Genomic DNA, 13,748 nt, shown 5'->3' with positions numbered 1-13,748 from the left:
TTCAAGCGGCTGGGGTGTGACGGCCGAGCCAATCCAATGCTTGGGCAAGGCTCGGTTGTTCTTCGGTGATCGGTTCCTGCTCCAGGCCTTCGCTGCTGTGGCTGAAGCGCTGGCGCACGCCGCCGAGTACGCTGCTGGCAATGCCGAGCGAGGCCAGTTGGCGCTCGGCTTCTTCGACTTCATGCAAGCGCCGCGTGGCGTGCACCACGTGGGTGGACACAAGCATTTCCAGGAAGGCGGGCAGAGGTGCCTGGTCGATATCCTTGAGCACTTCATAGAGGGCAGGGCGCAGTTGTTGGCGTTCGGCCGCCAGCAATACGTCCACCGCGAGTGCTTCCATGCCTTTGGTGAAGACGCTGCGCAGGATTTTCAGCGTGATTGCATCGCCGGGTTGGCTGGCGGGCAGGGCGCGCGCGGTGGCCCCAGCGCTGAGCAACAGTTCGACAAAGGCATCCGCCTTGGCGCCGGAACACAGCAGCGGGGTCTTTTCGCGCAGATAGGCAATAGCACCCATGATCGCCACATCTACGTAGTCGACCCGTTGCTGTGCGGCCTCGGCACCGGCCAGGCGCTTGCGCTCGGGGGCGGCGGTGGTTAGGTCGGCAAACAGCGTGCCGGGCTTGAGGTACGCCAGGCATTCGCGGGTCACTTCCAGGGACTGGGTGCCCACCACGCAGGACAGCACGCAGTCCGATTCGGCCAACCAGTCGCCTACACCAAGGTGGATCTGCACACCCAATTCGTCCGCCAACCGTTGTGCCGCCGGTGCGATGCGTTGCTCGCAGAGCAGCAACTTCACGGTGCTATTGGACGCCAAGGCCTGGGCATAGCAACGGCCGACTTCGCCGAGCCCTATGATTGTTATTTTCATGTCGCCTCCGGATTCAGGTGGCAATACAATTAAAATACAATCTGAGTGATTGCAAACGATTTTTGTACAAAGTGCCCGGACGGTCCTCTGTCATTAGCCTGCGACAAGCCTCAGAATCCGCTGTTGGCACCCCGGGGCAGAGCCCTGACCCACCTCGACACAGAAGGCAAACATGGCCAACGATCTCATCTACGAGACCTTGAGAAACCGTATCATCGCCGGCCAGTACGAGCCCGGTACGCAACTCAAGGAAGAACCGCTGGGCAAGGAATTCGGCCTGAGCCGCACGCCGGTGCGCGCGTCGCTGAAGAAGCTGGTGGACGACGGCCTGGCGGTGATCGAGGCCAACCGTGGGGTGTTTGTCGCCGGCTGGACCCAGTGGGACCTGGAAGAAATGTTCAGCTTGCGCGAGCTGCTCGAACCCCACGCAGCCTTGCTCGCCGCCCAGCGCGCGACCCCGCAGGACGTGGCTGAACTGCACCGTATCAACGCGCTGATGGCGGACGCCATTGCCAGCAAAGGGCCGGACGTGACCCTGCGCGTGCAGGAGGCCAACCGTGCCTTCCATGCCCAGGTGCTGGAGATCGCCCGCTCGCAGCGGCTCAAATCGATGCTCGCCACCTTGATCGACATGCCGGTGATCACCCGTTCGTTTTTCCTCTACCGCCCAGCCGACCTGGAACGCAGCCTGCAGCAGCACCTGGACATCACCTATGCCATCGAGCAGAACGATGGCGAGTTGGCCCAGCGCGCCATGCAAACCCATATCCGCATGGCCTACCTGCGCTTCATGGCGCGGCGCAGTGAGTCGCCCGTTCGTCGATAAAAAAATACAAAACTAAAACAATATGCGTTAGAGTCGGCGCCACGAGACCGGGCAATGACTCCTGCCTGACGTTCACAAGGACCCGAAGAAACACCAGACCTGAGGCGGCTGAACCTGCCTCAGCGGGAGCCTGCACCCCGGATTCGACACACACGGCACATTCCAATAATAAAACCAGGTATCCCGTATGAGTATTCAGGTCCCCACCGCTGAAAAACCGTCGCGTTTCCGCTGGATCGTCGCAGGGCTGTTTTTTCTCGTGTACACCGTGGCCTCGGCCGACCGCGCCAACCTGGGCGTGGCCTTGCCGTTTATCCGCGAGGAATACCCGATGACCAACGCCGAAGCCGGCGCGTTGCTCAGTGTGTTCCTGCTGGCCTATGCCCTGGCGCAGATTCCCTCGGGTTTTGCCTCCAGCCGTTTCGGGGTGCGCAAGATCTTCTCGTTTTCGATGATAGCCACCTCGGTGTTCACCGCCTTGATGGGCACGGTCAATTCGGTGCTGGCCTTGAAGATCTACCGTTTTGCCCTGGGGATTGCCGAAGGCCCTCTGCCGATTGGTATCGCGTCGACTATCAACCAATGGTTTCCGGCCAAAGAGAAGGGCACCGCCACTGGTATCTTCCTGGCCGCGGTGAAGTTCGGCCCGGTGATCGTGCCACCGTTGTGCGTGGCGATCGTGGCGATGTGGGGCTGGCGCGAGATCTTCTACATCTTCGCCGTGCCGGGCATTGTGTTGTCCATTGCCTGGTACTTCCTGGTGGCCAACCAGCCGGCGCAAAGCCGCTTTGTGAATGCCGGCGAGCTGGCGCATATCACTGATGAAACCAACAACGTCATCACCCAGAAAACCGAAGGCGCGCAACGGCACTTCAAGCGCCTGGACGCCTTTATCCGCGTCAAGCCGGTGGAGCCTATCGCCACCAGTCGCGGGCTGTTTCGGTCCTGGAACGTGGTTGGTTGCGCCCTGAGCTACAGCTTTCAGGTGGGCATCACCATGGTGCTGTTGTCGTGGATTCCCACCTACCTGATGACGGTCAAGCAGTTCTCGATCATGAACATGGGCTTTGTCTCGGCGGCGCCGTGGGTGGGGGCGATCTGCGGCAACCTGCTCGGTGGCATCCTGTCCGACCGCGTGCTGGGCAAGCGGCGCAAGCCCGGCATGATGCTCTCGGCGCTGGCCACGGTCGGTACCATGTACGCGCTGATCAACTCACCGAATGACCCGACGCTGTACGCTGCGCTGCTGTTCCTCACCGGCACCTTGATCAGCATCGGTTACTCGTCCTACATGGTTTACCCGATGGGCCTGGCCACCAAGAAGACCTTTCCGATTGCCAGTTCCATCGTCAACATGGGCGGGCAGTTAGGCGGTGCGGCAGCGCCGTTTCTGGTGGGGCTGCTGCTCGACAGTTATGGCTGGTCCCAGGTGTTCCTGTTTATGGCGATCGGCTCCTTTGCCAGTTTCCTGGTGCTGTTGACCATTGCCGAGCCGGTGCCTGTGAGTCAATGAGGGTCATATTTTTAAAGTATCCAAACCCCGTTATTTAGATATTTTTCATAGGTGGACAGCACTGGTAGGCTCGTAAAAAAACAAGAGAAGCGCCCGGCCATGTCGATAAGCCTGTCCACCAAACCCTTCACCACATTGCTGGCTACCTTGGCCTTGATGGGCACGCTGACCAGTTGCTCCAAGGTCGACGTGCATAGCGAAAGCGCCGACAAACCCGAGGCCGATGCCCGTCAGGTCCTGCGCCTGGGCCACGATGGCAGTGCCTACCCGTTCCTGGTGTACGCCAACGCTGATCTCTACAACCCGCCCAGCACCATTGAGCGCGCGGTGGTGATCGTGCATGGCGTGCAACGTGACGGTGACCAGTACTTCAAGACCGGCCGCACATTGCTCGGCAACGCCCACCTGCAAAACACCCTGTTGCTGGCGCCGAATTTCCTCACCCCCACCGACGCCGGTGTCAGCGACGACATGCCGCTGTGGCCCCGCGACAAATGGATGCACGGCATCGAGTCCCAATTCGGTCACAAAGGCATCCCGGCCTTCCAGGTACTGGACGATGTAGTCGCCTACCTGTCTGACCGCCAGCGTTACCCGGCGCTGAAGGAAATCGTGATGGTCAGCCACTCGGCGGGCGCGCAATTGATGCAGCGCTACGCGGTGGTGAATGATCTGGATGGCGGCCTCAAGGCCCACGGCTTGAGCATCCGCTACGTCGTTGCCAGCCCGTCGAGCTACGTGTATTTCGAAGAAAGCCGCCTGCAGGACGGCGTGTTCAAGCCCGTCGTGACGGTGATGTGCCCCAGCTACAGCCGTTATCGCTACGGTATCGACGGCGCCCCCGCGTACCTGCTCAACCAGCACCTCAGCAGCCGCCAGTTGTTTGCCCGCTATGCCGCGCGCGACATCACCTACCTGGTCGGCGCCCAGGACAACAACCCCACCAGCCGCGTACTCGACAGTTCCTGCGGTGCCAATTACCAAGGCGCGACGCGGTTGGATCGCCAGCTCAACTACGTGAGCTACGAGCAGTTCCTGTCCCGCCAATGGCAGATTCCGTTGCGCCATCCACAGCACACCCTCCCCGGGATCGGCCATAACGCGGCGCGATTGCTCGGCGATAAAGCCGTTGCACGGATGCTGTTTCCCTAAGCCTAGCCCCACGCTGCGTCTCGATAAAAACAATAAGAGAACTGTATGAGCCCACACTTCCCCTCCACCCGGGCGCCCCGCGCCTGGGGGCCTGGCGCGTTGTCGCTGCTGGCCGCTGCCCTGATCGCTGCCCAGGCCCAGGCCGATACGCTGCCTTCGTCCGGCACCTTGTTCGATAACAGCCGCTCGGTACTGCGCCCCACGGACAACGTGCAACCGGCGCCCCCCGGCAGCGTACGCATCGAAAGCCAGGGTGATGAGCCCGCGCCCACAGCCAGCACCTCGAGCCTGCAACTGCAGGTCAAGCGCTTCGTGTTGAAGGGCAATCGCGAACTCAACGACGGGCAAGTGCAGGCCGCGTTGCAACCCTATGTGGGCAAGACGCTGGGTCTTGAAGGACTGCGCGAGGCCGCGGCGCAGGTCACCGCGCTTTACCGGGCGCGGGGCTACCTGGTGGCGCGGGCCTACCTGCCAGCCCAGGATATTCAAAACGGCCAGGTCGTCGTGGCGGTTTCCGAAGGGGTGATCGGCCAGGTCAGCACCTTGCCGGATTCCAATGTGCGCCTGCGTCCCGGCGTGCAGCAGCAGTTCGTCAATGCCTTGCCGGCGGGCACCATCATTCGCGAGCAGGACCTGGAGCGCGTGCTGCTGCGCCTGTCGGACATCACCGGGGTTTCGGTACACGCCATCCTGCGTCCGTCGCAGCAACCGGGCGCCGCCGACATCGTGCTCAAGCTCAGCGAAATGACCGCCTGGACCGCCCGCGCCGCCATCGATAACTACGGCAACTACTACACTGGCGCCAACCGCCTGACCTCCAGCGTCAGCCTTAATGACGCGCTGGGGATTGGCGACAGTTTCACCGTCACCTCACAGAACTCTTTCGAAGGCCTGGACATCAAGGGCGTCGGCTACCAGCAGCCGCTGGGCGCCACCGGCATCTCGGTGGGCGCCAACTATGCCGAGCTGGAATACAACATCGGCAAGAACCTCAAGGGCCTGGATGCGGACGGCACGGCCGAAGTGTCTTCGGTGTTTATCAACAGCGCCTTGCTGCGCTCGCGGGACAGCAACATCAGCCTCAACCTGGCCGAAGACCATCGGCGCTTCGAGGACTCGGCGGGCGGTTTCACAGTGAACAAGTCTGCGGTGTTTCGCAGTGCCACGCTGTATGGCAACTGGCGTGATGCCTGGCAGGGCAACAGCAGCTGGAGCCTGGCCTACGGCATCGGCTACCTGGATAAAAACACCGCCGCCGACGCCGCGCTGGATGCGCTCACCGCCAATGCAGCCGGACGCTACAAGAAAGCCAATGCCAATTTCAGTCGCCTGCAATACCTGGGCAACGGCTATTCATTGTTTGGCTCGTTGACCGGTCAGTGGGCCGACAAGAACCTTGATTCGTCGGAAAAACTCAGTCTCGGCGGCCCCAATGGCGTGCGCGCCTATCCCGTGGGTGAAGTGGCCGGTGACGAAGGCATCCTCGGCCGCCTGGAGCTGCGCAAATACCTCGGGCGCTTCAAAGGCGCGATAGCCGAGGGCACCTTGTTTGCGGATGCAGGCAAGGTCACGGTCAACAAGAACCCCTGGGACAACAGCGAAAACACCCTGACGCGCTACGGCTATGGCGTGGGCCTGAACCTCTACCACCGCGACCTGGTGATGAACGCCAGCCTGGCCTTCTCGCCCGGCGAAGACCCCACCAGCGACGACCGCGCCGCCAAGCGCCTGTGGTTCTCCATTTCCGGCTCGCCCCAAGCGTTTGCCGGGTTGGCCAGTGACATCGGTTCCAAGGGCGAGGACTTCGAAGTCGCCGAGACCGATACCGTGATCTACGGCAATATCGGCATTATCCCGGAGTACGTCGACCGCCATGGCTCAACCCCGGCCGCGCCCGCAGACCAGAGCCGTCTCGCCACTCCCAACGGGCGCAACATGGCCAGTTTCTGGCGGGCCCGCGACAACGTCTCGGCCATCGGCGTGCACGGCGGCTATGGCTTGACCGACGATTGGAAACTGCTGTGGCAGCTCGAATACGGGATCTCGATGAACTACATCGAGAGCAACGACAAAACACTGAACACCTCGGCATCGCCCAGCACCAAGCTGCGTAACACCGGTGCGGCGTTCAACAACACCGACTACGGCACGCTGCTGTATGGGGTGTGGGACATGCCGATGAAAGAGTCCACCACCAGCCTCGACCCGTTCAACGGCAAGACCAGCGCGGCGTACTTCAACATTATTGGTTCGCCAGGGTTCAGTGCCGGGTTGTCGACCAACGTCAACGGCCCGCAAAGCTACAACGACACGGCCGTCAACGGCGACGCGGCGTTCAACCGGCGCCAGGCTGGCGTGGTGGAATACTGGACGCCGGTGTGGAACGGCCTGCAACTCAAACTGGCGTATTCGAACAACGGCATGCGCGCCGCCAGCGATGTGGACAAGGGCTATATCTACGGCAGCAGCCTGACCTACAACAACGGCGGCTTCACGGCGGTGGTCGCGGCCGAGCGGCACATCAATTACTTCGGCATTGCCGACCTGGGGCGCAACGCCCGTGGCCTGGGCAGCACCACCCATGTCACCGACGGTACTTCTTCGGATGACTTCAGCTTCCGCTACGGCCTGGCCTATGACTTCGGTGCGACCAAGCTCTCGGTGATCGCCGATGACCTGTCGTACTCCGAAGATGGCGTGATCAACAACAGTACGGCCACCAGCGACCTGTCCCACTATCGTCGCCGCGCCTACCTGCTGGGCGCGACCCACAAGATCGGCGCCTGGACCTTGAAAGCCAGCTACGGCAAGGCCCTGGCGGGCAAGTGCGAGATGATCCGCGCCACCCCGGTGGAGTGCGACACCCATGGCATGGGCGCCACCCAGTACGCGATGGGCTTCAACTACAAGCTGACCAAGAACATCGACCTGTTTTCCCAGTACGTGTTGCTGAAGAACCAGTCCCTGGCCAACTACAACTTCGCCTTGACCGGCGTGACCGCCGCCACCGGCTATTCGCCCGGCGTGGGCACCACCATCAGCGCCGTTGGCACTGGCATCAACTATTCGTTCTGAGGAGCCGGTCATGCGCCAATCCCATGTTCTCAAACCCCTGACGTTTGCCGTGCTCTGCGCCCTCTACGGCCTGGTGCCGATGCCCGCGCTGGCGCTGGACAACAACGCGTTGCCCACCAATGGCCAAGTGGTTGCCGGCAGTGGCGTCATCAGCAGCAACGGCAATGTTCTCACGGTGAACCAGGGCAGCGACCGCCTGATCGCCACCTGGGACACCTTCAATATCGGCAAGAACGCCCAGGTGAATTTCCTGCAACCGGGCGCGTCGTCGGTGGCGCTCAACCGCGTGACCGGCAGCGACGGTTCGCAGATCCTTGGGCACCTGAATGCCAATGGCCAGGTATTCCTGATCAACCCCCAAGGCGTATTGTTTGGCGCCGGCTCCATGGTGGATGTGGGTGGGCTGGTGGCCAGTTCGCTGAACATTTCCAACAGCGATTTCATGGCCGGCAAAAACGTGTTCGCCGGCCAGGGCGGCGGTGCGGTGGTCAACCAAGGCACGATCAGTGCGCGGGACGGCGGCAGCGTGGCGTTGCTCGGCGCCCAGGTGCGCAACGAAGGCACGGTGGTCGCGCGGCTGGGCTCGGTGGTGCTCGGCGGTGGGGAAAAGATCACCCTGGATTTCACCGGGGACGGCCTGATCAATGTCGAGGTCAACGACCCGGCCATCGGCGCCAGCGTGATCAATCGTGGCCTGCTGAGTGCCAACGGCGGCGCGGTGACCCTGACCGCCCGCGACTCCCAGGCCATGCTCAGCAACGTGGTGAACAACGCAGGTGTGATCGAGGCACGCAGCCTGCAACAGCGCAACGGCCGCATCATCCTCGATGGCGGCGACAGTGGCGTGGTGGTCAACAGCGGTGTGCTGGATGTCTCGGGTAAACAGAGCGGTGAGCACGGCGGCAACGTGACGATGACTGGGCAATACGTCGGCCTGTTCGACAGCGGCCGCATCGACGCCGATGGCGACATCGGCGGCGGCACCGTGTTGATGGGCGGCGACTACCAGGGCAGTGGCAACCTGCATCAGGCCGACAGCACTTTCATGGGCAGCGATGCGCGCATCAGCGCGAATGCCTTGAGCCGCGGTGATGGCGGCAAGGTCATCCTGTGGTCCAAGGACAGCACCCGGTTCTATGGCGACATCAGCGTGCGCGGCGCCGGCAGCCAGGGGCGTGGCGGGCTGGTGGAAACCTCCGGGCATGCGCTGGATGTGGCCGGTATTGTCGACCTCAGTGCGGTGTCGGGGCAGGGCGGCAGCTGGTTGATCGACCCGTTCAACATCAATATCACCAACGGCGCCAGCACCGGCACCTCCACCAGTTCGCCGTTCACGCCGAATGCCGGCGCCAGTTCCAACCTGAGTTCGGCGACCCTTAATGCATCGTTGTCCGAAGGCGCAAATATCCTCGTGACGACGTCGTCGGGCGCCGGCACTTCGGGGGATATCAACGTGCTGTCCAACGTCAAGGGCGTCGGCAACGCCACCCTGACGTTGCAGGCCCACCGCAATATCGTGATGACCAACACCAGCATCAGCAATGGCACCGGCAAAACGCTGAACGTGTCGCTGGTGTCCAACTTCAACAACAGCGGCAACGGCTCGGTGGCGCTGAGCAACGCGAGCATCAGCACCAACGGCGGCAACCTGACCATCAGCGGCGCGGTGGATCCGGCGACGTCCTGGGCGAGCACCAACGTCAGCAATGGCGTGGGCATTTCGATGACCAACGGCACGCGCATCAGTACCCGCGGCGGCGACATCACTTTGCGTGGCGCCACCTCGTCGAGCCTGGTCGCAGGCTCCACGGCCACCGCAATCAACATCAGCCGCAGTACCCTGGACGCGGGCGGCGGTAACATCAGCATCACCGCCGTGCAGGCCAGCAGCACCGGCAGTGGCGATGCGTTTGTGCTGACGGGCGGCAGCAACATTCTCACCTCGGGTGCCGGTTCCATCAGCGTCGACAGTACCAACCTGGGCAGCGGCAACGGCACGCGGATCTTCAGCACCAGCAACACCATCGCCGCCACCGGCAGCGGCAACCTCACCCTGCGCGGCAGTGCGGTGTCGGGCAGCGGCGTGCTGGTGTGTTCGACGGCAACGAGTTCGACGCAAACCTTGAGCGTGGGCAGCGGCACCTTGACGGTGCAAGGCACCGCCGATTCCGGGAAGGGCGTGTTCCTGGCGGCTTCCACCACGGGCGTGGTGACCCTGAGCGCAGGGGCGGGTGGCACTCTCGCTATCGACGGTTTCAGCGCAGGCGACTCCGGCACGGTGGTGAATTCCACGGGCACCGGCTCGGTGATCAACCTGACGACGCAGGATGGCAGCCTGTCCCTGAGCGGCACGGCCGGCGCGGCGTCGAGTGCGCCAGGCCTGAGCATCCGCAGCGGCGCCTCCGGGGCGGGCAATGGGGTGAATATCCTGTCCGGCAGCGGTGATATCCGCCTGCAAGGCACAGCGCTGGGAGTGGGGCCGGGGTTGTCGTTCAATGCCACCAATGCGCGGGGCTTCAACAACGTGATGACCGGCGGCAGCGGCAACCTTACCGTCACCGCACGGAGTGCCGGGGGCGCGGCATTGAGCTTCGACAACGGCACCAACACCCTGCAAGTGGTGGACGGCACCCTGCGCCTGGACCTGGAGGCGCCAGCGGGCAATTACATCAGCCAGAGCAACGGCACCTCGTCGATTACCGCCACCGGTAATGGCGCGGTGTTGATCAATCGGGGCGGGTTGATCCACAACGGCTTGCTGGAGGCGACCAGCGAACCGACCCGTCAGTATCATCAGGGCCAGATGGTCGGCGGAACCTGGAGCCAGGTGCTCAAGCCCACGGCCACCGACGAGGTGAGCATCGACGTGGTGCAACCGCTATGACCGACCAACCCTTTTCCCTGGAAGCCTTCGAATTCCTTTGCTACAGCCGCGACCACGAAGGCGGCGCGCGCGAACTCGTGCGCCTGCTGCAATTGATCGACCGCAACTACGGCAAGTTGTCCGAACAGTTTTCCCTGAGCGTGTCGCCCGCACTCACACCGGGAGAGCTGGAAAGCCACGTGCTGACGCGGCTGACCTGCGCCATTACGGCGCTGTTCTCCGACCCGACGTTCAGCCTCAGCCCCGGTGGCTTTGGCCAGTTGATCAACTTGCAGCGCTGGCTGTCGTCGTTGTTTGCCGCCAGTGCCTTTATCAACGGCGACCACATCCTGCGCTCGCTGAACCTGCTCGGGCCGCAGGGCAGCGACTACCGAATCACCGAGCAGAATTTGGTGAAGTTCTGCCTGCTGTACTCGCCGGAATCCCAGTTACCGCTGGATGTTGACCTGCTGTGGGCGCAGAACCCGACGTTGGCGGCGGCCCTGTTCATGGCATTGTTGTCGCCGCGCTTTCTCGGTACTCCGGCGGCGCACTCCAAGCGCGAGGTATTGCTGGCGTGGTTGCCGGGGCGTTTGGAACAACTCGACAGCCTGGATGCACTGCCGCTTAATGTGCTGCATGACGTGTACATGCATTGCAGTTACGCCGACTTGCCCGAGCGCCATCGCATCAAGGCGTCGATCAATACCTTGATCGAACGCAAGCTCGCCAGCCTGGGCATCCACAGCGTGCCCGTCGCCGTGGCGCCGCCGCGCGCCAAGCCGCTGATGCTGGTGCTGCTGGAATGGTTCTCCGGCGGGCATTCGATCTACCGCACCCATTCGCTGACGCTGCAGGCGGCGCGTCGGGATTTCCAGGTGGTGGCCGTGGGGTATGCGGCGAATGTGGATGCGCTGGGTCGCGAGGTGTTCGATGAATTTATCGAGCTGCGCGAACCGGATGACCTGTTCGCGTGCCTGCGCCAGCTCACTGCCCTCGCCAGCGCACGCCGCCCCGAGGTGTTCTACATGCCCAGCGTCGGCATGTTCCAGATCACGCTGTTTGCCAGTAACCTGCGTTTTGCGCCGTTGCAGGTGGCCGCGCTGGGGCATCCGGCGACCACGGCGTCGCGGCATATCGACCTGATCAGCGTGGAGGAAGATTTTGTCGGTGACCCGGCGTGTTTTACCGAGCGCCTGTTGCAACTGCCGGCCAATGGTCAGCCGTATCGGCCGTCCGCCATCCCCATCGACTTGCCGCACGTCACGCGTGAAGACCACGCCTGGGTCAACATCGCCATCGCCGCCACCACGATGAAACTCAACCCCACCTTCCTGCGCGCCTGCCAAGCGATCGCCGTGCGCACGTTGCACCTCTACGGCAAACGCGTGCGCTTTCACTTCCTGGTAGGCCAGGCCCAAGGGCTGTTATTCCCGCAACTGGTGCGCTTGATCGAGCGTTATGTGGGCGATGCGACGGTGTACCCGCACCAGCCCTATGCCGACTACATGGCCACGCTGAACCGCTGCGACCTGTTCCTGAGCCCGTTCCCGTTCGGCAATACCAACGGCATCATCGATGCCTTCACGGCGGGTTTGCCCGGTGTGTGCAAGACCGGGCCGGAGGTGTTCGAGCATATCGATGAGGGCTTGTTCCGGCGGGTGGGGTTGCCCGATTGGACGGTAGCGAGCACCCATGAAGCCTATGTGCAGGCGGCGGTGCGGTTGGCGGGCGACTACACCGAGCGCGCCGATTTATACCGGCACCTGGGAACAGACGCGCCACTGCAGCGCCTGTTCGGCGGTGAGCCCCATGCCTTGAGTGACGCGCTGTTGGCCAACCTGCCGGGCTTGCTATAGTTTTGCAGGCTTGAGCGGATACCCGGTGTCACCCCTATGAAGCGCCATTTCGAAGATTTGCAGCTGGGCAGTATCGAACTCTTCTGCCTCGCCGCCGAAGCCAGTAGCTTCACCGCCGCCGCGCAGGTGGCGGGTGTCACCCCGGCGGCCGTGAGTCGTAGCATCTCGCGTCTGGAAGAACGCCTGGGTTCACGCCTGTTTGTGCGCACTACCCGCAGCATCCGTCTTACCGACAGCGGCCGGACCTTTTTCGAGCAATGCCGCCAGGCCTTGACCCAACTGGTGGAGGCGCAGCAGGAAGTGATGGGCGCGCAGGCCGTGCCGTCGGGCTTGCTGCGTATCAGCATTCCCACCACCTACGCCCATCACCGCTTGCTGCCGCTGCTGCCCAGGTTTCGCGCGCTGTACCCGCAAGTCACGGTGGATATCCACATCAGCAACCGCAATATCGACTTTGTCGCCGAAGGGTATGACCTGGCCATCCGCGTGCGCGCCCAGCCGGACTCGTCGCTGATTGCCCGTCTGTTGGAAGACGGCGAACTGGTAGTAGTGGCATCGCCGTCTTACCTGAAGCGCGCCGGCATCCCACAGACGCTGGAAGATTTGCCCACCCATGAATGCATCCAGTACGAACTGCCGAGCAATGGCCGGCGCATCTCCTGGTTGTTCCAGGTGGATGGCAAGCCGCAAGAGTATGCGGGGGAGGCGGGGTACAGTTGTTCCGACGATGTGCTCGGCGGCGTGACCCTGGCCAAGCATGGCGCGGGGTTGTTTCAGACCTACAAGTTCATCGTCGAGCAGGAACTGGCAAACGGTAGCCTGGTGGAGGTATTGCAACCGTTTGGCGGGCGTTCGCGGCCGTTTACCTTGTTGTATCCCCATGGGCGCTATGTGCCGCACCGGGTTAGGGCGTTTGTGGATTTCCTGATGCAGTGTCGGGACGAATGGGCGGCGCCGTAGAGGCCGCGATATCCCAGGTCAGGAGGAGTTGGCTGATTGCCGCGTCGATAGTGGCATGGGGCACGTTGTCCCGTGCCAGGATCGAAACGCCCTGCAGGAAGCTGTCAAACACCGTCGCCATCACCGCCGGGTCGAGCGTCTGCGGCAATTGGCCCAGGCGCATCGCCCGCTCCACACACGCCACAATCCCCGCACGGGTGCGTCGCCGCGACTGGGTCAACCCATCCGCCACCCTTGTGTTCTCCGGGCTCGGCGCGCTCATCACCCCCAGCGCCACCATGCAGCCCTTGGGGTGGCCGTCTTCGCACTGCATGCGCGCCGACTGGCGCAGCGCTGTTTCAACCGCCTGCCGTGGTAAGAGGCTTTCGTCCCACAGGCATTCGGTGACTTGGGCGTAGGTCGCCAGGTAACGCTGCACGCATTCGTCGAACAGCGCCTCTTTGGAGCCGAACGCCGCATAAAAACTCGGTGCGGAGATGCCGCCACCCAAGCCGGCCTTAAGCTGGGCGAGGGAGGTGGCGTCGTAGCCGTGCTGCCAGAACAGGTGCAACGCCTGGTCCACGGCGTGTTCGCGGTCGAAAGTGCGGGGGCGGCCCATCTGTGCCATGTCAGGTCTCCGGTGGATAGCG

Annotated in this window: 9 protein-coding genes; 7 read left to right on the top strand and 2 right to left on the bottom strand. The window is 62.9% G+C overall.

Translation table 11 applies throughout. The features are described 5' to 3' along the window. Nucleotide 1 precedes the first annotated feature (1 nt). Nucleotides 2–871, bottom strand: a complete 870-nt coding sequence (locus ACP7EW_RS04040) for an NAD(P)-binding domain-containing protein (RefSeq protein ID WP_426215477.1) — start codon at nt 869–871, stop codon at nt 2–4. 172 nt (nt 872–1,043) lie between these two features. On the opposite strand from ACP7EW_RS04040, the gene ACP7EW_RS04035 reads away from it, so the two are divergent. From ACP7EW_RS04035 to ACP7EW_RS04005, 7 genes are all read left to right on the top strand, one after another. Further along, nucleotides 1,044–1,697, top strand: a complete 654-nt coding sequence (locus tag ACP7EW_RS04035; RefSeq protein ID WP_038844318.1) for a GntR family transcriptional regulator — start codon at nt 1,044–1,046, stop codon at nt 1,695–1,697. A 187-nt stretch (nt 1,698–1,884) separates the two neighbouring features. After that, nucleotides 1,885–3,210: an MFS transporter gene (locus ACP7EW_RS04030; RefSeq protein WP_038844317.1), complete on the top strand. Its 1,326-nt coding sequence runs from the start codon at nt 1,885–1,887 to the stop codon at nt 3,208–3,210. Between the two features lie 99 nt (nt 3,211–3,309). Then, complete coding sequence (locus ACP7EW_RS04025; protein ID WP_426215474.1) at nt 3,310–4,362, top strand: hypothetical protein; 1,053 nt, start codon at nt 3,310–3,312, stop codon at nt 4,360–4,362. Between the two features lie 45 nt (nt 4,363–4,407). Next, nucleotides 4,408–7,437, top strand: a complete 3,030-nt coding sequence (locus ACP7EW_RS04020) for a porin (RefSeq protein ID WP_426215472.1) — start codon at nt 4,408–4,410, stop codon at nt 7,435–7,437. A 10-nt stretch (nt 7,438–7,447) separates the two neighbouring features. Then, nucleotides 7,448–10,321, top strand: a complete 2,874-nt coding sequence (locus tag ACP7EW_RS04015; RefSeq protein ID WP_426215471.1) for a beta strand repeat-containing protein — start codon at nt 7,448–7,450, stop codon at nt 10,319–10,321. After that, nucleotides 10,318–12,159, top strand: coding sequence for a peptide transporter (locus ACP7EW_RS04010; RefSeq protein WP_426215469.1), 1,842 nt, complete (start codon nt 10,318–10,320; stop codon nt 12,157–12,159). The genes ACP7EW_RS04015 and ACP7EW_RS04010 overlap by 4 nt, the downstream gene beginning before the upstream one ends. A 36-nt stretch (nt 12,160–12,195) precedes the next feature. Continuing rightward, a complete protein-coding gene (locus ACP7EW_RS04005; protein ID WP_016976427.1) occupies nt 12,196–13,119 on the top strand; it encodes a LysR family transcriptional regulator in 924 nt (307 codons plus the stop codon). Here the strand turns inward: ACP7EW_RS04005 and ACP7EW_RS04000 are convergent. Next, nucleotides 13,064–13,726: a TetR/AcrR family transcriptional regulator gene (locus ACP7EW_RS04000; RefSeq protein ID WP_426215466.1), complete on the bottom strand. Its 663-nt coding sequence runs from the start codon at nt 13,724–13,726 to the stop codon at nt 13,064–13,066. The two genes, ACP7EW_RS04005 and ACP7EW_RS04000, sit on opposite strands and share 56 nt — an antisense overlap. Between the last annotated feature and the right edge of the window lie 22 nt (nt 13,727–13,748).

The organism is Pseudomonas sp. DWRC2-2, from assembly GCF_049897885.1.
GTDB lineage: Bacteria > Pseudomonadota > Gammaproteobacteria > Pseudomonadales > Pseudomonadaceae > Aquipseudomonas > Aquipseudomonas azotoformans_A.
This window is presented reverse-complemented; position numbering and strand designations above follow the sequence as displayed.